This is a genomic window from Epilithonimonas caeni DSM 17710 (assembly GCF_000426465.1).
Taxonomy (GTDB): domain Bacteria; phylum Bacteroidota; class Bacteroidia; order Flavobacteriales; family Weeksellaceae; genus Epilithonimonas; species Epilithonimonas caeni.
Genome location: NZ_AUFK01000018.1, coordinates 237,311 through 261,161, shown reverse-complemented (window position 1 = coordinate 261,161; position 23,851 = coordinate 237,311). Strand labels below are relative to the sequence as shown.

At 37.9% G+C, this 23,851-nt stretch carries 19 protein-coding genes and 1 tRNA gene; 7 read left to right on the top strand and 13 right to left on the bottom strand.

Annotation, left to right across the window (positions count from 1 at the left end; genetic code table 11):
• Positions 1 to 66 precede the first annotated feature (66 nt).
• The 5 genes from K319_RS0112960 to K319_RS0112940 all read right to left on the bottom strand — a co-directional run bounded on the left by K319_RS0112960 (position 67) and on the right by K319_RS0112940 (position 9,765).
• Positions 67 to 2,523 carry a glycoside hydrolase family 3 C-terminal domain-containing protein gene (locus K319_RS0112960; protein WP_027383985.1) on the bottom strand — a complete coding sequence of 819 codons (2,457 nt, stop codon included), beginning with the start codon at positions 2,521 to 2,523 and terminating at the stop codon, positions 67 to 69.
• A 167-nt stretch (positions 2,524 to 2,690) separates the two neighbouring features.
• Entirely contained in the window at positions 2,691 to 3,569 is an 879-nt protein-coding gene (locus tag K319_RS0112955) for an alpha/beta hydrolase (RefSeq protein ID WP_027383984.1), read from the bottom strand.
• A 372-nt stretch (positions 3,570 to 3,941) separates the two neighbouring features.
• Positions 3,942 to 5,108, bottom strand: a complete 1,167-nt coding sequence (locus K319_RS0112950) for an esterase (protein ID WP_027383983.1) — start codon at positions 5,106 to 5,108, stop codon at positions 3,942 to 3,944.
• An 87-nt stretch (positions 5,109 to 5,195) separates the two neighbouring features.
• Positions 5,196 to 7,487, bottom strand: coding sequence for a glycoside hydrolase family 3 protein (locus tag K319_RS0112945; RefSeq protein ID WP_027383982.1), 2,292 nt, complete (start codon positions 7,485 to 7,487; stop codon positions 5,196 to 5,198).
• Between the two features lie 10 nt (positions 7,488 to 7,497).
• Positions 7,498 to 9,765, bottom strand: coding sequence for a TonB-dependent receptor (locus K319_RS0112940; RefSeq protein WP_034671742.1), 2,268 nt, complete (start codon positions 9,763 to 9,765; stop codon positions 7,498 to 7,500).
• 452 nt (positions 9,766 to 10,217) lie between these two features.
• Here K319_RS0112940 and K319_RS0112935 point away from each other — a divergent pair, with 452 nt between their 5' ends.
• Both K319_RS0112935 and K319_RS0112930 read left to right on the top strand, forming a co-directional pair.
• Positions 10,218 to 10,967 carry an NUDIX hydrolase gene (locus tag K319_RS0112935; RefSeq protein ID WP_027383980.1) on the top strand — a complete coding sequence of 250 codons (750 nt, stop codon included), beginning with the start codon at positions 10,218 to 10,220 and terminating at the stop codon, positions 10,965 to 10,967.
• Between the two features lie 74 nt (positions 10,968 to 11,041).
• Positions 11,042 to 11,587 (top strand): hypothetical protein, encoded by a 546-nt coding sequence (locus K319_RS0112930; RefSeq protein ID WP_027383979.1) that lies wholly within the window; start codon positions 11,042 to 11,044, stop codon positions 11,585 to 11,587.
• Between the two features lie 51 nt (positions 11,588 to 11,638).
• On the opposite strand, the gene K319_RS0112925 is transcribed toward K319_RS0112930, so the two are convergent.
• The 4 genes from K319_RS0112925 to K319_RS0112905 all read right to left on the bottom strand — a co-directional run bounded on the left by K319_RS0112925 (position 11,639) and on the right by K319_RS0112905 (position 14,561).
• A tRNA-Ser gene (locus tag K319_RS0112925) sits at positions 11,639 to 11,725 on the bottom strand.
• Between the two features lie 44 nt (positions 11,726 to 11,769).
• Positions 11,770 to 12,789: an asparaginase gene (locus K319_RS0112920; RefSeq protein ID WP_027383978.1), complete on the bottom strand. Its 1,020-nt coding sequence runs from the start codon at positions 12,787 to 12,789 to the stop codon at positions 11,770 to 11,772.
• 211 nt (positions 12,790 to 13,000) lie between these two features.
• Entirely contained in the window at positions 13,001 to 13,957 is a 957-nt protein-coding gene (locus K319_RS0112915; RefSeq protein ID WP_156907102.1) for a D-2-hydroxyacid dehydrogenase, read from the bottom strand.
• Positions 13,958 to 14,159: 202 nt separating this feature from the next.
• A complete protein-coding gene (locus K319_RS0112905; protein WP_027383976.1) occupies positions 14,160 to 14,561 on the bottom strand; it encodes an LNS2 domain-containing protein in 402 nt (133 codons plus the stop codon).
• Positions 14,562 to 14,991: 430 nt separating this feature from the next.
• Here K319_RS0112905 and K319_RS21735 point away from each other — a divergent pair, with 430 nt between their 5' ends.
• The 5 genes from K319_RS21735 to K319_RS0112880 all read left to right on the top strand — a co-directional run bounded on the left by K319_RS21735 (position 14,992) and on the right by K319_RS0112880 (position 20,358).
• The gene (locus tag K319_RS21735; protein ID WP_213083438.1) at positions 14,992 to 15,279 is read left to right on the top strand and encodes a hypothetical protein; all 288 of its coding nucleotides are present in this window, start codon (positions 14,992 to 14,994) and stop codon (positions 15,277 to 15,279) included.
• 651 nt (positions 15,280 to 15,930) lie between these two features.
• Positions 15,931 to 16,527 carry a master DNA invertase Mpi family serine-type recombinase gene (locus tag K319_RS0112895; protein ID WP_027383975.1) on the top strand — a complete coding sequence of 199 codons (597 nt, stop codon included), beginning with the start codon at positions 15,931 to 15,933 and terminating at the stop codon, positions 16,525 to 16,527.
• Positions 16,528 to 17,252: 725 nt separating this feature from the next.
• Entirely contained in the window at positions 17,253 to 18,440 is a 1,188-nt protein-coding gene (locus K319_RS20405) for a site-specific integrase (RefSeq protein ID WP_034671739.1), read from the top strand.
• A gap of 494 nt (positions 18,441 to 18,934) precedes the next feature.
• Positions 18,935 to 19,750: a helix-turn-helix transcriptional regulator gene (locus K319_RS0112885; protein WP_027383974.1), complete on the top strand. Its 816-nt coding sequence runs from the start codon at positions 18,935 to 18,937 to the stop codon at positions 19,748 to 19,750.
• 125 nt (positions 19,751 to 19,875) lie between these two features.
• The gene (locus tag K319_RS0112880; protein WP_027383973.1) at positions 19,876 to 20,358 is read left to right on the top strand and encodes a DUF6265 family protein; all 483 of its coding nucleotides are present in this window, start codon (positions 19,876 to 19,878) and stop codon (positions 20,356 to 20,358) included.
• Positions 20,359 to 20,795: 437 nt separating this feature from the next.
• Here the strand turns inward: K319_RS0112880 and K319_RS0112870 are convergent, their stop codons facing one another.
• The 4 genes from K319_RS0112870 to K319_RS0112855 form a co-directional block, all read right to left on the bottom strand.
• Positions 20,796 to 21,710, bottom strand: coding sequence for a helix-turn-helix domain-containing protein (locus tag K319_RS0112870; RefSeq protein WP_027383971.1), 915 nt, complete (start codon positions 21,708 to 21,710; stop codon positions 20,796 to 20,798).
• 8 nt (positions 21,711 to 21,718) lie between these two features.
• Positions 21,719 to 22,066 (bottom strand): hypothetical protein, encoded by a 348-nt coding sequence (locus tag K319_RS0112865; protein ID WP_027383970.1) that lies wholly within the window; start codon positions 22,064 to 22,066, stop codon positions 21,719 to 21,721.
• Between the two features lie 61 nt (positions 22,067 to 22,127).
• Entirely contained in the window at positions 22,128 to 23,420 is a 1,293-nt protein-coding gene (locus tag K319_RS0112860) for an MFS transporter (RefSeq protein WP_213083437.1), read from the bottom strand.
• A 78-nt stretch (positions 23,421 to 23,498) separates the two neighbouring features.
• Positions 23,499 to 23,849, bottom strand: a complete 351-nt coding sequence (locus K319_RS0112855; protein ID WP_027383968.1) for a DUF2147 domain-containing protein — start codon at positions 23,847 to 23,849, stop codon at positions 23,499 to 23,501.
• Positions 23,850 to 23,851 lie beyond the last annotated feature (2 nt).

Here is a 23,851-nt window from a genome sequence, read left to right as displayed (position 1 = left end):
ACTGACATTCAATTTAGGCATTTAGCATTAGAGATGTCACACTGAGCCTGTCGAAGTGTCTTTTATTTAAGGTTTCAAATCTTCAAATTTAGTATCCGCAGGTAAAATGTGCTGTACTTTTTCTACCACCAATTCTTTCGGAACAGAGAATTCTGCCGTTTGTTTAAGGTCTAAAGAAGATGCTCCGACAAATACTTTGTAATTTCCGGCTTCTGCAACCCACGCAGATTTTGCGGTTTCATAGGATGCTAAATCTTTTGGATTAAGAGTCAAAGTAATCGTTTGAGATTCTCCAGGTTTCAAATCTCTGGTTTTAGCATACGCTTTCAGTTCAGATTTTGGCTTGTCAATATTTTTTCCCGGAGCTGAAAGATACAATTCTACTACTTCTTTTCCGGCAACCTTACCTGTATTTTTTACATCAACCATAACTTCTAATTTATTATTAAAAGTTGTTGAATTGGTTTTAATATTCGAATAAGCAAAATCCGTGTAAGACTTACCATAACCGAATTCATAAGAAGGTTTTACGCCAAACGTATTGAAATAACGGTATCCAACATACACACCTTCCTGATACGTCACATCTTTCGGATTATCCGCAGGAATTCCCGGAAAATTCTTTGCTGAAGCGTGGTCTGCGTAATTCACAGGGAAAGTCATCGTCAGTTTTCCGGAAGGATTTACTTTTCCTGAAATTACATCTGCAACAGAATGTCCACCTTCCTGTCCCGGCTGCCAAGCCAAAAGAATGGCATCAACTTTGTCTTTCCAGGAAGCGGTTTCGATAACACCACCGATGTTCAGAATCACCACCACTTTTTTTCCTTTTGCGTGAAAGGCTTTGGAGATTTTATCCAGCATTTCGATTTCTTCCGTCGCCAGATTGAAATCATTATCAACAACTCTGTCACCGCCTTCGCCTGAATTTCTTCCCAACGTCACGAAAGCAATTTCCGAAGTTTCTGCTTTTTTCGCATAGAAAGCATCGTCTAATTTCATTTCTGGAAGTCTTTCCGGCAAAGCCAAAATTCCTTTTGCTTTTCTTCTTTCTTTTTCAGCAGCGACTTCTTTTTCAGCGTGTGGTGTATATAAATCAACCAATTCTTTGTCTAATTTGTAATCTGCCGCATTCAAACCTTCCAAAAGAGAAACGGTGTGCTTGTTGTTCACACTTCCGCTTCCTGTTCCGCCTGTAATCCACGCGTAAGAAGTCACTCCAAATAACGAAACTTCTTTCTGCTTGTTGTCAAAAGGCAAAGTATTTTGTTCATTTTTAAGCAAAACCATTCCTTCTGTTGCAGCGTTTCTGGTTACTTCTGCGTGTTCTGCAAGATTAGGTTTGTCGCTGTATTGGTATCGGGCAAAAGTTGGTGTTTTGAAAACATATTCCAGGATTCTTTTCACATTGAGGTTGGCAACTTCCTGAGATACTTTCCCTGAATTTAAAGCTTCCAACAATACTTTTTTCTGTGCCGGGATTCCAGGCATCAAAAGGTCGTTTCCTGCATTCATCTGTTTTACAACATCGGAAATTCCGCCGCTTCTGATGGATTCAAATCCCGGGAAACCTCCGAACCAGTCGGTCATTACAATGCCTTTGAAACCCCATTCGTTTCTCAAAATCTGAGTTAATAAATCTTTTGAATCTGAAGTATAAACGCCATTCACTTTGTTGTAAGACGACATTACTGTCCAAGGCTGAGATTCTTTAACGGCGATTTCGAAGTTTCTAAGGTACAATTCCCTCATCGCTCTTTCAGAAACGTGAGCATTGATGGTTAAACGGTTGGTTTCTTCATTATTCGCAGCGAAATGTTTGATGGAAGTTCCCACACCCTGAGACTGAATTCCGTTCACAATGGCAGCGGCTGTTTTTCCTGAAATTAAAGGATCTTCAGAATAATATTCGAAGTTTCTTCCGTTCAATGGATTTCTTTGAATATTCAAAGCCGGCGCTAAAAGTACGTCCACACCATATTCTTTCACTTCATTTCCCATTGCTTTTCCAACCTGCTCCAGTAATGCTTTATTCCAGGTTGAAGCCAAAGCTGTTCCCACAGGAAACGCTGTTGCATAATACGTTTTTGAATCATTTTTTCTGGTTGGTGCAATTCTCAAACCGGCAGGTCCGTCCGCAACTACCGTCGCAGGAATTCCGAATCTCTCGAAATCTGCCGTTCCACCCGCCGCTCCGGGAACCAATCCTTGCTTTGAATCTCCGACAGGCCCTGTCAGAACTTCGATTCCGGGCATTCCGGTTCCGATAAGAAGATTGACCTTTTCTTCGTTGGTCATCTGTTTGATAATCGCATCAATTCTTTTGTCCGCAGAAAGTCTTGTATCTTCCCAGACATCGAGTTTACCATTTTTATTAAGGTCTTTGAATGTCTTTCTACCAACGGTAACCGTCGGATTATTTTGAGCTTTTGCTACAGACGATGCAACCAGTAAAGCAATGAACATTCCTGCGTATTTTGCTTTTTGAGAAATTGTTATCAATGTTGATATGTTCTTTTTCATTTCTTGATATTTTATATTTTCTGATTTATTTTTGATAGGATTTTATCCTATCCTTTAGTAAATCGTCCCTTAGGGACTAAATAAATGATGTTTAGAATATCTCGCTGGTTTTACAACTTTTGCAGATGAGAAATCTGCTTAATCTGCCTAATCTGCGAGAACAAAAACTATAAAAACTTATGGAATCTTAACCAATCCAGATAAACATTCGACCAGTTATCAACCGGACTATCCTGTTTTGCCATTCCGAAACCGTGACCACCTTTTTCATAAATATGAAGTTCTACAGGTTGTTTTGCATCGTGCCATTTGGTGTATAATAAAATAGATTTCGGAGCTAATTTCAACTGGTCATCACTTGCTGCACAAATGAATAATGGAAGTGGAGATTTCGGAATTTCTGTATCTAAAATTTCCTGACTTGGTCCGCCGTAGATTGAAGCTGCGAAATTTGGCAAAGTTGAAGTATCTTTGCTGTGAAGAACGCTTTCCAAAATTACACTTGCTCCAGCCGAGAACCCGATTACACCAAGTTTTTCAGGATTAATATTCAACTCTTTTGCGTGAGTTCTTACATAAGAAATTGCTGTTTTGATATCTTCACCTGCCATTACTTTGATTGGAGCCGTTCTTTTATCAAAAGCTGGTCTGTCTTTGATGTTTTCCATCATTTCTTTGGCTGGGTCATTGGATTTGGTTTCCAATAGTCTGTATTTTAAAACCACAGCGGTAATTCCGTTTTCTGCGAGTTTTTTTGCCATATCAATTCCTTCTCGGTTAATGGATAAACTTTGGAAACCTCCACCCGGAGCGACAACGACAACTGTTCCGTTGGCTTTTGATTTATCGGCTTCAAAAACCAAAATTGAAGGTTGTGTAACGTTGAAAACAACTTCTGTTTTAAACAATTCGTTGAATTGCTGTGCTTCTTTCTGTGTCCAGTTTTCTGTTCCCGGCGCTTTACCTTTATATAATGGAATTGATTTTTGAGCGTTGATACTTGTTAAACCTGCAAGAAATAGATTTGCTATGATTAATTTTTTCATTTTGATTTGATTTTAAATTTTAACGCAAAGAGCGCTAAGGTTTTTTGATTATTAAACTGTTTTTAAGTTCGCAAAGGCGTTTCACTTAGCAAAAACAGCATTAGATTGACAGTTAGTTTGTCATTCCGTAGGAATCTAAGCATAGAATTTTAAAATCATCGTTGAGATTCCTACGGAATGACAAAAAGATTGTTGAATTATTTTGTTAATTTTAACAGCGAATTTCACGCAGCCCGACTTGAGCGGAAATCCTTTTTTGCTTATACTTTAAGTTCTAGTAACCTGAAATCGTCTTGCAAATAAGATTGGGAGCCCTTCGACTTCGCTCAGGATAAACTTCAGGCGGAAATAGCTGCCCAAATAAATACTATTTTATTTGAACAACTGTGGAACAAATTCATTCAAATACGTTCTCCAATTGCTCCAAGTATGTCCGCCTTCTGATTCTACATATTGATATTTAAAGTTCATTTTGTCGAGCTTCTGACGGTATTCTGTGACGTTTTTGTAAAGAAAATCGGTCTTTCCGATGGCAATCCAATACAGTTTGTATGAATTGGTTTGCTGGGTTTTCAGTTTTTGGTCAAGATTCTGATAAACCGGACTTTTCTTTTCGTCAGGAGGAAGAATCGCCGGAGAAAAAAGACCGATGTAATCAAATGTTTTAGGCTGATTGGCAGAAATGTACAGCGAATGAAAACCACCCATCGAAAGTCCGGCAATCGCACGGTTTTTGGCATCCGCTTTTACCCGATAATTTGATTCTGTGAAATCCATAATTTCCTTGAAATACGTTTCCATATCACCACTGAAAATATCCGGCGTCCTCATATCGATTTTATAAAACCCTCTCGAAGATTCGCCCGGCGCTGCGGCATTGCTGATGTGACCGTTGGGCATTACGACAATCATCGGTTTTGCTTTTCCCTGGGCAATTAAATTATCCAAAATCTGCGATGCTCTTCCCAAAGTCATCCACGCCTCTTCGTCGCCACCCATCCCGTGAAGCAAATACAAAACAGGGAATTTCTCTTTCGTGTTTTCGTAACCTGGAGGTGTATAAACAGTCAGTCTTCTGTCTTCTTTCAGTCCGTTTGAATGGTACCATCTTTTGGAAACTGTTCCGTGCGGGACATTTTGAACTTTATAATTTTCGGATTGTTTTCCGTCAATCAAAATCATGCTCATCACCGACGAAACATCACGCACCTGGTAAGAATTGTTCGGGTCGTTGGCTTTTACGCCGTCAACAACGAATGAGTAGGTATAAATATCGGGGTTGAAATCATTTTTTGTAAACGACCAAACACCGTCTTTGTCTTTCTGTAAATCTACGGAACCGGGTTCCATTCCTTTGGACGGAAACCAGTTTCCCTGCAGTTTTACGCTGTTCGCATTGGGAGCGAGCAAACGAAAGGTCACATTCTGACCGTTGATTTCGGGAGAAATTAAGTTTTTCTTTCCGCTGAAATCAAGGTTTTCCTGAGCAAACATTAATGAACTTAGCATTAATGAATAGATTGTGTATCTGATTTTCATTTTCAATTTTTTGGCTTGTGATTTTAGCAACGCTTTCATTCAAAAATAAAATTCTGAGCCTGTACAATACAGACCCAGAATCATCAATTATTTTTTATATTTCTCAGTTCTCGCATCTTTAATAACACCAGACCAGTTCATTCCGTATCCGAAATCATAGTTATGACCTTCGGAATCTTTGTGCGTTTCCATATCGTAAGGTAAATCTTCTTTTTGCTTTTCAACGGTTGCCATATTCGCCGGCATCTGAAGCGGAAGCAACCCTGAAGGCTCATATTTTCCGGTAATGATATCAACAACCGCCTGATTTGACACATTGAAGTTCATTAAAATTGCATCAGCGTGCTTTTCAAATTCGTTGAAAACCATAGGCTTAGAAGCTGTTACAGAAACAATGACAGGCTTTCCGTTCATTGCTTTGTAAGCATTTTCAATGGCTAACAAATCAGTAAAATTGGTCGCAGTAGAAGTTTTATTTTTGAATGTTCTGTCGTGAACATTGGGTGCAACAACCGGGTCGCCCGCTGCGATACTTTTTTCACGAGCTTCTGTTGCTGTGTACGTTTTGTATTGAAGAGAAATCGGAAGGTAACCGTTTCCGCCTTCTTTAGCATCGATGTCGCTGTAACCGCCTTCTTCACTGTGTGGACTTTTCACGAAAACCAATGCAAAATCTGCTTTTGAAGGGTCTTCGGTTACGTTGAAATGTTTTTTTACTTTCTCGATATCAACGGGATATTCTAAAGACGGTGCGGTATAAACGCCCCACCAGTTGAACGTGGCCGGAGAATATCTCTTCGGAATGTAAACCGTTTTTCTTTCTTTGATTGGAAGAATATTCGCTTTGTTTTTCAACAGTACGATAGATTTCACCTGAGCTTCGTAACCAGCTTTCATAAATTCAGGATTACCAACGATTTTCTTGGTTTCTTCAACATTGACATAAGGATTTTCAAACAATCCTGTTCTAAAGAAATTTCTCAGCAAACGAACCGCAGACTGCTCAAATTTAGCACGATATGCTTTTTCGCCGTGTTCTTTCACGCCCATTTGATAGGCTTCCAAAACTGGGCCTTTGTCATTATTTCCTCCGAATTGGTCAACACCAGCTTCCAAAACTTTGTAATGACGCTGAGCGATTGATAATTTTTCAGCACCCCAAGGTTTTCCGGCAAATCCACCCGGCGTTTTTGGTTCGTCTGCAGTAATTAGCCAGTCTGTACAAACTACGCCGTCATATTTGTATTTTCCACGAAGTAAATCTGTGATTAAATATTTACTGTAACCATTTCCAACATTTTCGCCGTTCTTTGTGTCCTGATTAAAGCTAATCGTGTAATAAGGCATCACCGCAGAAGCTTCTTTAGTTCCGCCAGTTAGTTTGAAAGCACCTTCTGTAAAAGGTTTTACGTGATTTTGGAAATTATTTCCCGGATAAACAGCGAATTTTCCCATTGCCCAATGACCGTCGCGACCGCCTTCTTCAGGTCCGCCTCCCGGCCAGTGTTTTACCATTGCATTAACACTTTTATTTCCCCAACCATTCTTGCTTCCGTTGGTGGTTTGGAAACCGTCAATATAGCCTCTGGCCATATCTGCTGTCAATTCCGGACTTTCAGAGAAAACATAGGCGATTCTGTACCAACGCGGTTCTGTTCCTAAGTCGATTTGAGGTGACAATGCGGTTGAAATTCCTAATGCTCTGTATTCCTGAGCGGCAATATTTCCGAATTTTTTAACCAATTCCGGGTCGAATGTTGCGCCCATTGCTAAACCATCCGGCCAAAGAGAAATCTGTCCGCCGGCTCCTTCATTAAATTCGGCTGTTACCGTTGCGGAATGTCTCGGGTCTGTACTGTTGTTCGCAGGAATTCCCAATCCCAAACCTTCAATATAAGCCTGGATATTATTACTCCATTGTGCTGCAATTGCAGGAGATTCAACCGTTGTTACCAAAACGTGACGAAGGTTGTCTTCCTTTAAAAATTTCTTTTGCTGGTCTGTTAAATCAGAGGCTTTTGCGCCGCTTTCTTTATAAAATTTGCCGTTGTATTTTCCTGCCCTAATACCATCTGGCGGTGCAGGAACCGATTGATGGCCACTGTACAACATCAAACCTGCAATCTGCTCGACCGTCATTTTTGAAGCCAAATCTTTCGCTCTTTCATCAACAGGAAGTCTCCAGTCTTCGTATTTATCTAGTTTTCCGTTTTTGTTTAAATCCTTGAATTTATTTCCGCCAACCGTCAGAATTTTCACACCTGAATCTGCAGAATATCCCAAAACAGGACCTTTAGAATTCGTAACTGTCTGAATGTTTTGCGAAAATGCTGTTACTCCTAAAAATAATGCGGCAACATTTAAAACTGTTCTTTTCATTGTTTACATTTTAGAAATTAAAGCTTACTGATAACTGACCTGTTAGTGGCATAATGTACGTTCCTGTCAACAATTTTCCATAATATGGACTAGCATCGGTAATCAGTTCGGCACCGTTGATGGTTCCGCTTGCCCCTCTCTGGTTCAAGAAGTTGATGACTGTTGCACCAATGTTGATATTTTTGTTAACTGTATAACTTACCCCACCAAAAGTTTCCCATCTTGGAGCGAAGTATAAGGCATTCGTAAGGTTCGCATATTGTTTTGAGAAATACCTGAAACTTGCCCAGAACCTCCATTTGTCAATAGAATAACTAGGGTCGATTTCCATGAGAACTTTAGCAACGCCTAACACATTGTTATCACTGTAATTATAATCTTTTCCGAAGGCATTGAAATTAAATTTCTTATAAACCGGATTTTGGAACGTCACGAGATAATGTAAATTAAATCCTTTGAATGGTTTTAAAACAAAATCCGTCGTCCAGCCCAAAGTCTGAATATCGTAATAAACCGTTGTAGTCTGAGCTTGAGAACTGTTGGCAGGATTTACAAGGTTGTATCGGTTCAGGTTGTTGTTCTTTTTAAGATAAGTTGCCTGGGAAATCAGTTGAATCCAATTGGTATTCCAGAAAACTCCGAATGCGCCCAACGGACTTTTGATTTTATTGGTATTGGGTTCGAAAGCCTGTGAATAACTTTCAAGCCTCCTGTTTTCTTCAGTATACAAGAAGTTGGCTAACACTCCAAAGTTCTTAGTAATGTTATAAGTGGCATTCAAACTTCCTGCAATCTGGAAGAAACTTTGACTGATATGGTTGAACTGACTCGGGTCTGTAAAGCTGAAACCTACAGTTCTCGGCGTCAAAGAATATTCTCCGTCAAGGATGTGGTTTCTCAAATGTAAACCATAGCTCAGATTAAAGTTGTCGGTAACTTTCCATTCATCTGTACCATACAGTGAAAGTTTGTTCTCTGTTCCGCTATGGTATTCTCCACCTGCATTGTAGTTGTAGAATCCGTCAGCATCCGTATTTGGACCAATTAGTCTCTGAGGCTGTGGTTCAACACTCTGGAAGAAAAAAGTACGGTTGGATGTGAATTTGTCAACGTGATAGTACTGTTCCAATACTCCCAATGTCACGTTATGATTCCCTAGCTGTTTATTCAAAGAAAAACGACCGGCAACACTGGTAATCGGAGTCTCCGGTGTGTACATTCCCAAAATAGTTCCCACCTGCCCTGAATAAGGCTGACCATTGGAAGCCAAAGTATATCCTGCTGTAGAATTAGCATTGAAAATACTTAAAGGAATCATATTGGCCATCTTCACTTTTGAAAAATGCGCTCTTGTAGTGAATTTGAAATTCCAGCCGTTGCTTAATAGGTAATTACCAAAAATATCAATGTTGTGTGATGTCGACCTGTTATCTTTGCCACTCATGGACGCCCAATAAGATTCTCCCGTAAGAATATCTTTAATTTTCATCTGCCCGTCTCGTACGACATAAGAATCTCTACCAATTTTGAAATTATCAAGTTCTGTTACTTTCCCGTTTTCGCCGTATTGGAAAACTGCATAATTGGTAATGCTGTAAGAATCTGCATATTTGTATAAAATTGAGATTTTACCTTTATCATTATTGAAATATTTGGTAACTCCCGCTCTGAAAATCTTGGTCTCATCAGCATCTCTGGCAAAACCTAGTTTGTACGTACTTGGGTCAAAATTGGCAAAAGCACCTACAGTGTACGTCCAGCCGTTTTTAGAAATCGGTCCTGAAGCATTTACATCACCTTGTAACCAACCGAAAGTACTCGTTGTGAATTTTCCTTTTAATTTAAAATCCTTGGTTCCGGTTTGGGAGTAAGAATTCACCGCAAAACCGAGGTCGCCCATCGTATTGGCTAACTGGTCCATTTTCAACAATCCTGTTTTTTCCAAGCCTACACTTTGCCTCCATGTTTTGTTCGGAAGTTCCGGCCAGAAGAAATACACAGCTGGCAAATCATTTTCAAGAATGGTAATTCCGCCTACGGTTGATGGTAAGCCGATATTCACATCTCTCGGACTCGTGTTGTTGGCCGCATTCAACATGACATTCCTATTGTTGTCTTCCTTTGAAGATGTAGCCACGGTTTTTACGCCTTCTTCCTGTTTGGCTGCGGCATTTACCACATTTTTTACAGCAAGTGTATCTGTCTTTTCCTGACCAAAAGCTGTGGCGAAAGAAAACAGCAAACCTAATGCTGAAATTTTTAAAGTTGATTTTCTCATTGTACAGTTACAGTTATATATATTTTAATTTTTTTTAAAAAACAATAACAAGAAATATAGCAACATCAAAACATGAAGTTGTCAATAACACAATGATATTTAGGAATTTACTTCTGAATTATTTCAGTTTGAAATCGGATTTGTGGTGTTAAAAAATTTCTATGTTATATTTTAATATTCTCTTACTTTCTTAATGCTTCATATTGAAACATTACAATTGTACATCAAAAATTTTTATCCGCCAAATAAATGTTAATAAAAATTAACAATGTAAATAAAATACTGAAAATCAATTAATTAAATAATAGAAATAAAATTATTTTTCATTGTTTCCAATAGAATCAATGAAAAATAAGAATAAAATTCTTACCATTTTTATAGGTTAGGAGCCATTATTCTTATATTAACTAAAATTAATGCTAAATTTGCCTGTCTAGACTTTAATGAAACAGATGGATTCTAAGCAACAGATTTTGCTTCGCTCGGATGAAGCAAAAGGAATTTACTTATCACATATTTCTGCGGACCCTGTTATTTTCGGATTTGATGATAACAGGTTAAAAGTTCTGATGTTACAATTGAACTATCGTCAAAAATGGCTGTTACCAGGAGGTTACGTAAGAAAAGACGAAGATATGGACGATGCAGTTGTCAGAATTTTAAGAGAAAGAGCAGGTATTTCTGATGCTTACCTGGAAGAATTTGGTGTATTCGGGAAGAAAGACAGGAGCGAGTTCTTTTTTGAGGATTTTGATGATACCCTGTTCCATAAGCAGCGTTTTATCTCCATTGGATATTTAGCATTGTACAACCCATCTAACACAACACTGGTGAAAGATGACATCAGTAATGCCTGTGATTGGATATTTCTTGATGAACTGGACAATATCGATATTGCCATGGACCACAGGGAAATCATCGACAAAGCATTGCTTACCTTGAGAGAAAGAATTTCTATAAAACCAATAGGTTACAATCTCCTTCCTGAAAAATTCACTTTATCAGAATTACAAAAATTATACGAAACCATCTTGGGAAAAGAACTTAACAGAGGAAATTTTTATCGTAAAATAAAAAATCTGGGCATCCTGAAAAAACTGGATGAACAAAGACGTGGAGGTGCACATAAAGCTCCGGACCTATACTCCTTCGATGAACAGAACTACAACAAGGCCTTGGAAAATGGTTTGAATAATTGGTAAAACCATAATTATTTTCCGCCAGTATAATCAATATATTTTTATTAGTAATATATTCGTACAATAAAGTCAATGTTATGAGAAAAATAATTGTTTCTGTTTGTGCTATTGCTGTTTTAAATTCTTGTATTGTTTCTACAGCAGCAAAAGTTGTAAAAGGTGCTGCCACAGTTGGGTATAAAGCTGTGAAAGGAACCGTAAAGGGTGTTGGCTGGGCGGTAAGCAAAGCCAAAGGAAAAATAGATGACGATCGTATAGACGGAACCTGGAAAGTCATAGGCGTTTATAAAGGTTCTTTTGAAGCTTTTAGCAATGACCAAGCTCCCGACAGCTCTTTCAACAGTGAATGTGTAGAAGGTTTTGACCAAATTGTTTTCAATTCTAAAAAGTCAAAGTTCAAACCTGTCCACTGTAGCACAGAGAAAGAAGACTGGCAAAAGTATGATTTCGAGTTCGGGAAAAATCCTCTTACGAAAGAGAAAGAAAATTATATCGAATATAATTCCAACAATTATATTTCGGTTATTGATATCAATAACAAAACGATGGTCTTAGAAGGAAACCTGATGCCTAAATTGGCTTTTTCCGGAGCCAAACTGTACCTCTTGGAAAAAGTAAAATAAAAAAAAACGACCAAAATTATTTGGTCGTTTTTTAAGTAATTTTCAACTTTGCAGAGAGGAAGGGATTCGAACCCTCGATACAGTTACCCGTATACTACCTTTCCAGGGTAGCTCCTTCAACCACTCGGACACCTCTCTAATTGAGGTTGCAAATATAATGAAATATCCCGATTCCCAAAATATTATTGAAAGTCTTCTGTAACTTCTCCACAAATATTTTTGGTAAAGAGCTCCGAGAAGCTTTTATCGTACTTTGGATTTTTTAAAATATGCATACATTTGGTAATCGCCGATTCAGCAGTCATATCATTTCCACTGATAGCGCCAACTTTGGTAAAAATATTGCTATTGCTGTATTTCCCAAAACTAATTCCCCCTGAAACACATTGACTAATTACTACTATCTCGATTCCCCGAACCCTCAATTCCTGAAGAACAGACAAGGTTTTATCGCTATTGAAAATCGTTCCGGAACCAAAAACCTGTAAAACAATAGCTTCAGGTGTTTTCAACTCCAACAGAGATTCGAAGTTCATTCCAGGGAAGATCCTGTAGAAAAGAACATTTTCATTGAGATAAGTATCTAATTCGAAATCATTTTTGGGTTTCCAGAGCAAATCTTTTTCGATATTGAGATGAACACCAGACTGACCAAGAATCGGATAATTCGGGCTTTGATAAGCATCGAAGAATTCCGCTGAATATTTCAGGCTTCGGTTTCCGCGAAGAAGTTTGTATTCAAAATAAACAGCGACTTCTTTGATGACTGCTTCATCATTTTCATATAGACTTGCATAATAAAGACTTGTCAGGAGATTTTCCTTAGCATCCGTCCGCAGATCTCCAATGGGCAACTGAGAACCTGTAAGAATTACTGGTTTTCCAAGATTCTTGAGCATAAAACTAAGCGCGGAAGCGGTGTAAGACATTGTATCAGTTCCATGAAGAATTAGGAACCCGTCAAACAAATCGTAATTTTTATGAATCCATTCCGCAATCATTCGCCATTCATCCGGTCCCATATCAGAAGAATCGACAGGTTTTTCGAACGGATGAACAGAAACCTCACATTCGAGAAGATTCATTTCCGGGATCCTCTTGAAAATAGTGGAAAAATCAAACGGAACAAGACTTCCGGTTATGTAATCTTTTTCCATCCCGATGGTTCCGCCGGTGTAAATAAGTAAGACTTTTCTTTTCATAAGAGAATGTTGATTCAAAGGTGAAACTGCAGCTTACTTCGACTTCGCTCAGTATAAACTTTTTGAACGAATCCCGATGTAAAATCGGGAGGGAGCGGAAGACGGATTAAGCTGCCATAAAAACCTCAGCAAAAGTAAAATTTTAATACGAATCGGGAAAATAAAAAATGCCCGCTAAAAAAACGAGCATTATATTGTTATTTAAGTTAAATTATTTAACCAAAAGGATGCTGGCAATTTGATTGGCCAACTCAGTCCCTATTCTGTCCTGAGCTTCTTCCGTAGCCGCACCTGTATGAGGCGTCAAAGAGATTTTTGGATGCGTCAATATTTTTTCAGAAGGTGTTGGTTCATTCTCGAAAACGTCAAGACCTGCAAATGCTAATTTTCCAGAATCCAAAGCTTCTACCAAAGCTTCTTCGTCAATCACACCTCCTCTTGCACAGTTGACAATAGCTGCTCCGGTCTTCATTTTTTCCAATTCCGCTTTTCCAATGATCGGTCCATCCTGAGCCGGGACATGAAGCGTGATGAAATCAGAATGCTGGATCAATTGCTCCAACGGCTCCGTTTCTATTTCCACATTGATGTATTGCTGATTGTAAAAATCCACACGTACACTTGCTTTCCCGATTCTCGTGTCAGAAGCGATCACTTTCATTCCCAATCCAAGTGCGATTCTTGCAACCTCCTGTCCTATTCTTCCGATCCCTACTATTCCGATGGTCTTACCTCTCAGCTCAACACCTTTTTCGTAAGCTTTTTTCAATTTAGCAAATTCAGTATTACCTTTCACAGGCATCTGTCTGTTAGAATCCTGTAAAAATCTGCTTCCGGAAAAAAGATGTGCAAATACCAATTCCGCAACAGATTCCGAAGAGGCAGCAGGCGTATTGATCACATGTTTTCCTTTTTCCCTTGCATAAGCCACCTCGATGTTGTCCATTCCCACACCACCTCTACCGATGATTTCCAGGCTTGGACAGTTGTCCACCATTTCCTTCGTCACTTTCGTCGCACTTCTTACAAGTAAAACCGTGATCTGATTTTCATTGATATAAGTGATTAGATTTTCCTGAGCCACTTTGTATGTGATTACCTCGAATCCGTTTTCTTTCAGCGCATCTATTCCGGATTGCGTCAATCCGTCATTAGCAAGTACTTTCATTATAAATTGTATATTTTTTTGAAGAACAGAATCTGTTCAATAATTAATTGGTTTAGGAGCTTAATCCCGCTTTCCGCTATATCTTTTCCTTTTTTAGAAAAAAAAGAAAAAGGATACCGCTGCAATCGGGGCTATGGGTTTTGTCTTCAAATCAAAAATTCCCGAAATTATGAGACTCGGGAATTTTTGATTTAAAATATTTTTAGTCACGGAAAACCTCTATGGTCACTTGTTTTTCAACCATATCCGTGAATTTTCCTTTGTATCTTGTTGCTCTCACAAGGTGATTGTCTATCCAGTGATAATTTCCACCTCTTGGTTTTCCAAGCAAAACACTATGATATTTGAAACCATGTTTTTTCAGCCAAGTTTCTGTAATTTCTCTTAGATCCTCTGTTCTGGAAGTGAAGAAACAAATCTGATGGCCCTCGTCATACCATTTGTTAATAGTTGCCAAAGCATCCGGAAATGGCTCGCAAGTTACCATTCTTTCCGGTTCTTCGTTAGGAACATCGTCTGTAATCGTTCCATCGATATCGATCAGATAATTCTTGATATCGCCTTTCAGCATCGGGCTCAGATGTTCTTTGTATTCTAATTCCATATTTGTTAAAATTGAAGTTGCAAAATTATATATTTCCACCCAGACTAACAAATTATTATCAAAAGCTTAATAAAACTTTAATTTTATAGAATATTTTTAAGAATTTTATTCTTTTAGATTTATCCAAATAACCTTTCTAATGGATATTTTTAACCCAAATAAAAAAAACAGAGACTTTTGAAAAGAAGCCTCTGCTAAGATTAATTAGAGCTAGAAAACCAATAAACCCTGGCTATTTAAATTATTTCAAAGTTACTTCATTCACAACAACTCTTTTCTAGTATTTTTGAATACACAAAAGCAATAAAATTAACAGAATATGAATCTCTCAAGGTCATTGATAGTATATCATAAATTTAAGAAGTTATTTTATTCGAACTAGTTCAGCTTTGTAACGACCATTCGGCTAGAACCATCTGTTGTAAGCACATTGTTAGTATTATTACTTACTCCCTCAACAGTTATAATATCTCCCACTACACCTTGTATTACCATGGATATTGAGCATCTTGTAGTTGGTGACGGAATAAGATTATTAACCGATCCATTTCCATATGCGACAACAACTGAATTTTGTTTGATTGCACCAAATAAAGTCGCACTGTTTACAACACCAGCCATACTAACATTTACTAAAAATATCCCTGATGATGTTAAAGTATATGTAAATACAGATGAAGGAGTATTAGTAAGTGTGACCGTCGAAGAAACTGATTGAGTAGAAACAATACTAGCGCCACTTCCGCCACTACTCGGCGTTGACCAAGTTCCATCGCCTCTAAGATACGTGGAAGAACCTGCTGTTCCTGATGTCGTAGAAATTTTAGCTATAGTTACCGCACCGTCATTGATTTTACTTGTAGTAATTGCATTTGCAGCAATAGTGGTTACAGCTGATGAATTTATGGTAACATCGCCAGTTACCGTTTGAGGAACTCCGGGAGAATATGGTGCTACGGCACTGGTCAGAATAATCTGAGCACCTGTAGTTCCATTAGAAATACCGGCACCAGTACTACCTGTTGGTCCTGTAGGGCCAATCGCTCCTGTAGCTCCCTGAACACCTGCTGGACCTATTGCTCCAACCGGCCCTTGAGGACCAGTCGCTCCAGTAACACCTTGCGCACCTGTTGCGCCAGTTGCGCCTGCAGGGCCAGTATTACCCGTAACACCCTGAATGCCTTGGATTCCCTGAGGACCTGTTGCGCCAGTCGCTCCTACCGCACCTGTTATACCTTGTGCGCCTGCAGGGCCAGTATTACCCGTAACACCCTGAATGCCTTGGATTCCCTGAGGACCTGTTGCGCCAGTCGCTCCTACCGCATCTTATATTTTATACCATTATTGTATAAAATTTTAAACAAAAGAAATGATTTACGGATACATCAGAGTAAGCACAGACAAACAAACAGTAGAAAATCAAAGATTTGAAATCAATCATTTTTGTGACAAGCAACAAATTGTTGTGAACAAATGGATCGAAGAAACTATTTCAGGAGCAAAGAATGTTGATGACAGAAAATTAGGAAAACTTTTAAAAAAAATGAAAAAAGGAGATGTTTTAATTTGCTCAGAATTATCCAGGCTTGGAAGAAATCTTCTGATGATTATGGGCGTACTTAATGAATGTATGAATCGTGATATTCAAGTTTGGACCATTAAAGACAATTATCGCTTAGGAAGTGATATTAATTCTAAAGTGTTGGCATTTGCATTTGGTTTATCAGCCGAAATTGAAAGAAACCTTATATCCCAAAGAACTAAAGAAGCATTAGCTCGAAAAAGAGCAGAAGGTGTAATTTTAGGCCGTCCTGTGGGTAGTAAATCTTCTAAGACAAAATTAACTGGTCAGGAAAAGAAGATTCAAGAATTGATTGAAAAGAAAGTTTCATATTCTGCAATAGGTAGGATTTTAGGTGTGCACAGATTAACCGTTTCTAGTTTTGTAAAAGAAAGAATGAACTAATTACAACTACAAATTAAAATAAAAAACAGAAACCAAAGGTAATTCGCTTCCCAGTCCACCACCTAAATTCTGTCAAGGTCAAGCCCTCCGGATTTTCAGAAAAAGTTTTTGCGTATAACTATCTACGCAAAAACTTTTTCCAAAAAACCTTGACAGAATGCCACGCTCATTTTCAAAAGGCTTTCTTTTTTTCTTTTTTTTCGGTTTTTTCTTCGTTTTCTTTTAGGAATATTTCATCTGAGGAATTTCTTAAAAGAAAAAATGTTGTTAAATTTCAAATATGAATTCAAAAAACTTGTTAAAAATTTAGTAATCTTTACTTGCAAATTCAAACGAAAATTCCTAGTTTTACTACGTAAAATTTAAATTAGGATTTTACCACTTTTTTGCAAATGTCCTATTTGAGGCCATTCACAGAGATACTACAGCGAAAATCTTATCAATAAAGCGATGAGAAATGGGTACAAAATCCCTCACTCTCCGCCAGTTGGAGAAACAAACAAAATCAAAAGCCTTTAAATCTTAGTATTTAAAGGCTTTTTTGTTATTTTGGACCTTTGAAACGTATCAAATAAATACAAATTGAAAGGGAGTCATTCGGTGAGTACTATAAGACATTAGTTTGGACTCACCGAATTGCAGGCAAACAGCCTGTTCATCGGTTAAACATCTTGTAGGTTTTAAGATTCGCAAATACATTTATTAATCTTAAAACATCAACTGGTATGAACACTTACAATTTGCTATTCTATGCAAAGAAGACTAAAAACAAGCCCAAGATCTCTACCATTTATTTGCGGATAACCATTTTTGGTAAACGTACCGAGATATCGACAGGGCAAAAGATACCAACATCACAATGGAATATAAAGTCTGGAAAAATAACCGGCAATACTCCCAATGCAAAAAACTTGAACGCATTGCTGGAAGGGATACGTTCGAAAGTGTTCGAATGTTATACTTCACTTTTTAACAACGGTAAAGAGATCACCTGTGAGAGCCTACGAAATAAATATCTGAAGATCGATGAAAGAAAGATCACTCTCATGAATGTTTTCGAAGACCATAACTCAAGGATGAAAGAACTGATAGGTAAGGAATTTTCCAAAGGGACGTGGGAGAGATATGAGACTTCTTTAAGACATACCCGATCATTTTTGAAATGGAAATTTAATATTTCAGATATAGATGTTTGTAACATTAACCCTGCGTTTATTGCTGATTATGAGTTTTATCTTCGTACAGTCCGGGATTGTTCAAACAATACTGCCGTAAAATACATCAAGAATTTTCAGAAAATCATTAATATTTGTCTAAATAATGAATGGATCAGTAAAAGCCCTTTTATAAGATACAAGTCTAAAATAGAAAATGTCGATGTACGTTTCCTGACCGATTTACAATTAAAAAATATTCAATCTAAGGGCTTTGTTTCAGAACGCTTAAGAATCGTCAGGGATATATTTGTCTTCTGCTGCTATACTGGTCTAGCCTATGTCGACGTTAAGAATCTGACAAAAGGTAAGGTAAGTATTGGTATCGATGGAGAACTATGGATAAAAATTAAAAGAACAAAAACTAATATTGAAGCCAGTATTCCCTTGTTACCTGAAGCAAAGGAGATCTTAAAGAGGTATGAAGACCATCCAAGATGTATAAACGAGAATACTGCTTTACCTGTTATGAGTAACCAGAAAATGAATGAGTACCTAAAAGAGATCGGAGCCATATGCGATGTTGATTTTGACATTACTTTTCATACCGCAAGACATACATTTGCAACGACAATCACGCTTAACAATGGTGTCCCTTTGGAAACAGTGAGTAAAATGCTTGGTCACACCAACATACGAATGACCCAGCATTATGCAAAAATACAGGATAAAAAATTGGGAAGGATATATCTAATTTAAGAAATGTATTGATGGAGAATAAGTATGGATCGTAGTTATTTCTAAAAAAATCTCCTAGTAAACAATGAATAAAATTTAGCTCCGTGGACTAAATATATAAATAAAGATCATAATGATATACTTAAACATACCATATGAGAGCATGTACCGGTGAAAAGTGTGTGAAATAAGTGCAATTCATAAAGAACAATTATGTTATTTTTGCAGTGCTGTCGAATGTTTAACATGTTATCAATAAAGCCTTGAATAAGATTACTTATTTTTTGAATACCAATTTAAACATCCGGCTCAATTTTTATGCAGGATCAGTGTTGAGTTGCTTAATTTTCGAGCCGATTTTAATCTGACCTGTGCACATTTTGCGGAGGTTTCAGGTTTACGTGTATTAGATTATGCAGATTTATGATAGATGATTCATTAATCTCTTATACTAAGATTGATTATATTTGATTTACTTTGAAGTTTTTAAATGAATAACTTTTGTAAAGAAGCCGATGAATTACCAGACATTTGAACCGGATCGGGACTTGACAGCATTTATCAAATGTTATTGGACATTGGAAAGCCCGAAAGAAGAAACGCCTGAAAAACAAACCATCGTTCCTGACGGATGTATTGAGATGATCTTTCATTATGGCGATCTATACAAACAATACTTTGATAATGGGAATAGCATTATCCAGCCCAGATGTTTTGTTATCGGACAACTGACACGGCCACTGGAAATAGAGCCGACCGGCGAAACCGGAATTTTCTCCGTCCGTTTTCAGCCGGAAGGATTTTTGCCTTTTACCACTAATTCCATAAAAGAGATGGAAAATACCGCCGTTTCATTGGAAAAGCTTTTTGGAAAAGATGGACAGGAAATTGAGCAACAGATCTTAAATGCCAATTCTACTACGGAGAGAATAAAGCTCATTGAAATATTTTTACTAGATCGGTTGACTGACCTTGAAACTGTTGACCGCATTGTAAAATCAACGGTTGAAACGATTATAACAGCCAATGGACAACTTCCGGTTGACGAATTGTCCAAGCTTACCCAAGTCGATCGAAGACAATTGTTACGCAAATTTTCTTCAGCCATTGGTCTAAGCCCTAAACAACTATCCAGAACGATTCGATTGCAGGCTGCACTCAAAATGTTGTTGAACGATCAGTTCTCAAACCTTTCAAACCTTGCTTACGAAAACGAATATTATGACCAAGCGCACTTTATCAAAGAGTTTAAAGAATTTACCGGATCTACGCCCAAAGAATTTTATGGCACTCACCTCAAAATGTCTTCACTTTTTTACGGAACGGATTAGAATTGTCCCATTTTTACAATTTTAGTTTTTAAAAACATTACAACTTTGTCATCTAAACTTTCAGCAAGGAAGTTATCCAGTGTTTGAAATCGAATAAAATGACAATTATTCAATGAGCTAAGATTATGAAAACAGGAACAAAATTTTTTATTACGGTTGTTAGTTTGGCTATTCTTTATGGCTGGACAATAAAGCAGACAAAAGACATTCAAAAAGCTGGATGGCTGATCGGTACCTGGGAAAATAAAACCCAGAGAGGCAGCATCTATGAAGCCTGGACCAAAACTGGCGATAATGAATTTTCGGGGAAAAGTTATAGTGTCAGAGGCAAAGACACGATCGTTTTTGAAAATATCCGACTCGTGCAGGAAAATAAAAAGTTGTTTTACATTCCAATTGTTAAAAATCAAAATGAAGGTCTGCCTGTTCGTTTTGCCGCCAAAACTATTTCTGAAAATCAATTGGTCTTTGAAAATCCACAACACGACTTTCCGCAGATCATCGCTTACACAAAAATCACTTCAGATTCATTGATAGCCGAAATTTCAGGGACAAAAAACGGACAGAAACGCAAACAGACCTTCCCAATGAAACGAGTGAAAAGATAAAAACGTAATTAATATTTTATTGCAGCTAATTATTATTTCGGATATTTGAATATTGGCTAATTAAAATTTATGGGAAATAATGTTCACCTAAAAAGCTTCTTCTCATTTACCTTGTTGATCGTCTGTCTGGGAATGATTGTCTCTTGTTCGGCAACTAGGCATTCCCAGAATGCAATTCTTCAGACAACAGATCCGCTGTATAAAGAAATTGAAACATTAGGTAATGTAATAGCCACGACTTTATCTGACAATTATTTTTAAACCCTAACTGTCAGATAAAGTCGTGGCTATTACATTTTAGTTAACTACCCTTATAATTGATACAACAAAGCAAAATGGTACATTAAAGTATATAGTTGTCTTTTTTTATTCGCCAAATTCAAATACATATTTGCCTGGCTTTGAACGCCGCAATCTACTAATTCCTATTCTCATGGTTAGTTAAACGAAGCCCTAAACTCCAATGGCGTTTGATTGGTTTTGGTTTTAAATAGCTTACTGAACGATTGCGAATGCTCAAAGCCTAATTCATAGGCAATCTCAGATACAGATAAACTGGTTGTCGAAAGTTTTTCCTTGGCTTTATCAATCAACTTTTCATGAATATAATGTTGTGTATTTTGGCCGGTCAGCATTTTGAGAAGACCACGCAAATAGTTAGTAGAAACATTCAGCTGTTCAGAGATATGCTGAACGCTTGGCAAACCTCTTGTAACAAGGTCGTCGCCGTTGAAGTAATCATTCAACAAAACAGATAACCGGTCGAGGATTTGATGGTTGGACTTTTCCCTGGTGATAAATTGACGGTTGTAAAACCTTTCGGCATAACTCAAGAGATTTTCAAGATGTGAAACTATGATCTGCTTACTGAATTTGTCTATATTAGAATAATATTCGCTCCGTATATTATCGGCAATTCCATTGATGATGGCCTGCTCCTTTTCTGATAGAAACAATGCCTCGTTTACAGAATATTGAAAAAATTCATATTCCTTTATCTTTTTTGCCAAAGATGTATTCCAAAAAAAATCAGGATGTATGAACATCATCCAGCCCTTTGGCTGAGGTGCATCTAAATTATCTCTTACACCCAAGAGTTGATTAGGTCCCATAAAAGCCATCATTCCCTCATCAAAATCGTATTTCTGTTGCCCATAAGGAATTTTATCACAATCTGTTTTTAGGGAGATGGTGTATAGATCCAACATTACTCTTACGCCCGGTAGGCCAACTTTTCTCGGATGCATATCCTGACAATTCACAATGCTGATGAGCGGATGCGCAGGTGGTGGCAATTGTTGGGCTTTGTGACCGTCTGCTATTGTCTTTATATGAATTATTTTATTTTCCATTGTTGTAATCAATTAAATTTAAAAGGATATTTCAACAAGATCAATAGGAGTGGCATTGCCAAAAAGGGAATTTCTATTAATGCCATTTTATAGTTCCCCGCTTTTAGAGATAATGTCATTATTAATACTATTATGATCGCACGAAGCACATTGCTGATGAAAAATGTTTTTGGATGAAGCAACATCAGGCCGATAAGAACGGAAAATATTCCAAAATATGGCATGATCGCTTCATTGACACCCAGTATTGACATCATTTCCGCCTGTTCGGGAGTTGATGGTCGGAAAGCATCCCAACCGTGTTTAAAATTCAGGAATGCTGAGATTACCAAAAGTATGATACTAATAGTTTTCATTTTGTTTTCTAGTTGTTTAGTATTCTGATTTAAGATTTTATATTTATTAATGATTTCAACATTACACAATTTTTTCGGATTTTAAATAGGGAATTAATTTTCTGCTTATTATAAAACAACAAATCCCTGAAAGAACTATGAACAATGGCGATATCAGCAGTCCCATCTTCAAGCCGTTATCAACACCTGCAGCCGTAGCCGCATCGCTGATGATACCTACCAGAAGTGGTGACAGTGCAGCCGGCAAAAGTCCTGAACCCAGCATCAGTAACCCGGAAGATAAAGCCTGCTTTCCGGCACCAGCCACCAGATGTCCCGCTCCGAATCCATGAGGCAAGAGAAAGGCAAACGAGAACATACCAGGTATAAACAATGTAATGGACATCCAGCTTGCAGGCATGAACAAAGCTGCAGTGGTTGTTATAGCTGCTATACTAAAGACAATTGCCGGCGGGTTCATCAATCTACGTGAACCTCGGCTTACCGCCCTGTCAAACAACCTGCCCCCAAGAAGTGTACCTGCAACACCCATTAAACCTTGTAAAATACCGAACGATAAACCCACTTCCGCAGCAGTAAGTCCATAAGTTCTTATCAAAAACGGTGATACAAAAATGTAAAAAGGTGCAGATGCAAACCCAAGCAAATTGGTAGCAACAAACAACCATCGGAATGTGGGATTGGCCAATAAGTTTTTAGCAGAGGAAAAGAAATTCCCGGTATTGGCAATAACCGGTTTTGTTCTATTATTTTTTTGGATAAACAGAACCACCATGATCAATACAAATACGCCGAAAGCACCTGCTACGAAAAACGCATTTCTCCAGCCGATTGTATCATTTGCCCAACCACCAATAGAAAAACCAAACATTGTACCCAAAGGAATGCCCATCGAAAATAAGCCCAATGCTCTTCCCCTGAACTTTTCGGAAATTTTGTGGACGATAATGGCATGGCTTGCAGGAGTTCCTCCTGCTTCACCCAGTGCAACACCGAAGCGGGAAAGTGCCAATGTTACAAAACCTGTTGTCAAACCGCCAAAACCTGTCATAATGCTCCAGATTATAATGCACCAAAACAAAACCTGTTTTGCCAAACCATTGTCCGAAATTCGCGCAAAGGGTAAAGATGCAAAAGAATAACACGCTGAAAATGCCAGACCAGTTATCAACCCAAGCTGGGTATCGCTCAAATTTAAATCTGCTTTTATAGATTCTGCCATGATAAATGGTAAAATACGGTCTATCTGACTGAATATACTTACCAGCAAAAGGGTTGTCAGCAGCATATTTCTGCGCCAGCCTGTAAGCCATTGGTTCTTGTCTGTAATTATGTTTTTTTGGGAGTTATTCATCGGTGTTATTATTTTACACGGGTCCATTTAAATGTCTTACCTATCATCGGAACACCTTTATAACCTCTTGTTTCCAGACTATTCTCGCTCTTCAAAACTATAAGTATTACCGTCCTGAACGCTGTACAATTTACCATTAATAAATTCGCCGTCCTTATAGATCAGTTCTGTAATGTGTGTAATGCCTTGTCTGGAACGGTTTCTAAGCTTTTCATCGGGATTTTTACTGTCCCTCTTCGGTGTTTTGCCGTCTGCTTCAAATATATCTTTTGCCCATAACAATTTTGCCGAATAGGTTTGTCCGGATTTGAATATTTCAATTTTGAAATCGTCACACTTCCATACACCTGCAATCTCCGGGGGTAATTTCTGTGCGAAAGAAGCAACCGATATAAGTAACATCAAGGTTGAAGCAATCAGCTTTCTCATAA

What these genes read in the sequence shown, in the direction of transcription:
- K319_RS0112865 (WP_027383970.1), bottom strand. Translation starts at nt 22,066, where the DNA reads ATGAAAACTATTAGTATCATACTTTTGGTAATCTCAGCATTCCTGAAT.
- K319_RS0112860 (WP_213083437.1), bottom strand. Translation starts at nt 23,420, where the DNA reads ATGAATAACTCCCAAAAAAACATAATTACAGACAAGAACCAATGGCTT.
- K319_RS0112935 (WP_027383980.1), top strand. Translation starts at nt 10,218, where the DNA reads ATGGATTCTAAGCAACAGATTTTGCTTCGCTCGGATGAAGCAAAAGGA.
- K319_RS0112885 (WP_027383974.1), top strand. Translation starts at nt 18,935, where the DNA reads ATGAATTACCAGACATTTGAACCGGATCGGGACTTGACAGCATTTATC.
- K319_RS0112855 (WP_027383968.1), bottom strand. Translation starts at nt 23,849, where the DNA reads ATGAGAAAGCTGATTGCTTCAACCTTGATGTTACTTATATCGGTTGCT.
- K319_RS0112880 (WP_027383973.1), top strand. Translation starts at nt 19,876, where the DNA reads ATGAAAACAGGAACAAAATTTTTTATTACGGTTGTTAGTTTGGCTATT.
- K319_RS0112950 (WP_027383983.1), bottom strand. Translation starts at nt 5,108, where the DNA reads ATGAAAATCAGATACACAATCTATTCATTAATGCTAAGTTCATTAATG.
- K319_RS0112920 (WP_027383978.1), bottom strand. Translation starts at nt 12,789, where the DNA reads ATGAAAAGAAAAGTCTTACTTATTTACACCGGCGGAACCATCGGGATG.
- K319_RS0112895 (WP_027383975.1), top strand. Translation starts at nt 15,931, where the DNA reads ATGATTTACGGATACATCAGAGTAAGCACAGACAAACAAACAGTAGAA.
- K319_RS20405 (WP_034671739.1), top strand. Translation starts at nt 17,253, where the DNA reads ATGAACACTTACAATTTGCTATTCTATGCAAAGAAGACTAAAAACAAG.
- K319_RS0112945 (WP_027383982.1), bottom strand. Translation starts at nt 7,487, where the DNA reads ATGAAAAGAACAGTTTTAAATGTTGCCGCATTATTTTTAGGAGTAACA.
- K319_RS0112960 (WP_027383985.1), bottom strand. Translation starts at nt 2,523, where the DNA reads ATGAAAAAGAACATATCAACATTGATAACAATTTCTCAAAAAGCAAAA.
- K319_RS0112930 (WP_027383979.1), top strand. Translation starts at nt 11,042, where the DNA reads ATGAGAAAAATAATTGTTTCTGTTTGTGCTATTGCTGTTTTAAATTCT.
- K319_RS0112905 (WP_027383976.1), bottom strand. Translation starts at nt 14,561, where the DNA reads ATGGAATTAGAATACAAAGAACATCTGAGCCCGATGCTGAAAGGCGAT.
- K319_RS0112955 (WP_027383984.1), bottom strand. Translation starts at nt 3,569, where the DNA reads ATGAAAAAATTAATCATAGCAAATCTATTTCTTGCAGGTTTAACAAGT.
- K319_RS0112870 (WP_027383971.1), bottom strand. Translation starts at nt 21,710, where the DNA reads ATGGAAAATAAAATAATTCATATAAAGACAATAGCAGACGGTCACAAA.
- K319_RS0112940 (WP_034671742.1), bottom strand. Translation starts at nt 9,765, where the DNA reads ATGAGAAAATCAACTTTAAAAATTTCAGCATTAGGTTTGCTGTTTTCT.
- K319_RS0112915 (WP_156907102.1), bottom strand. Translation starts at nt 13,957, where the DNA reads ATGAAAGTACTTGCTAATGACGGATTGACGCAATCCGGAATAGATGCG.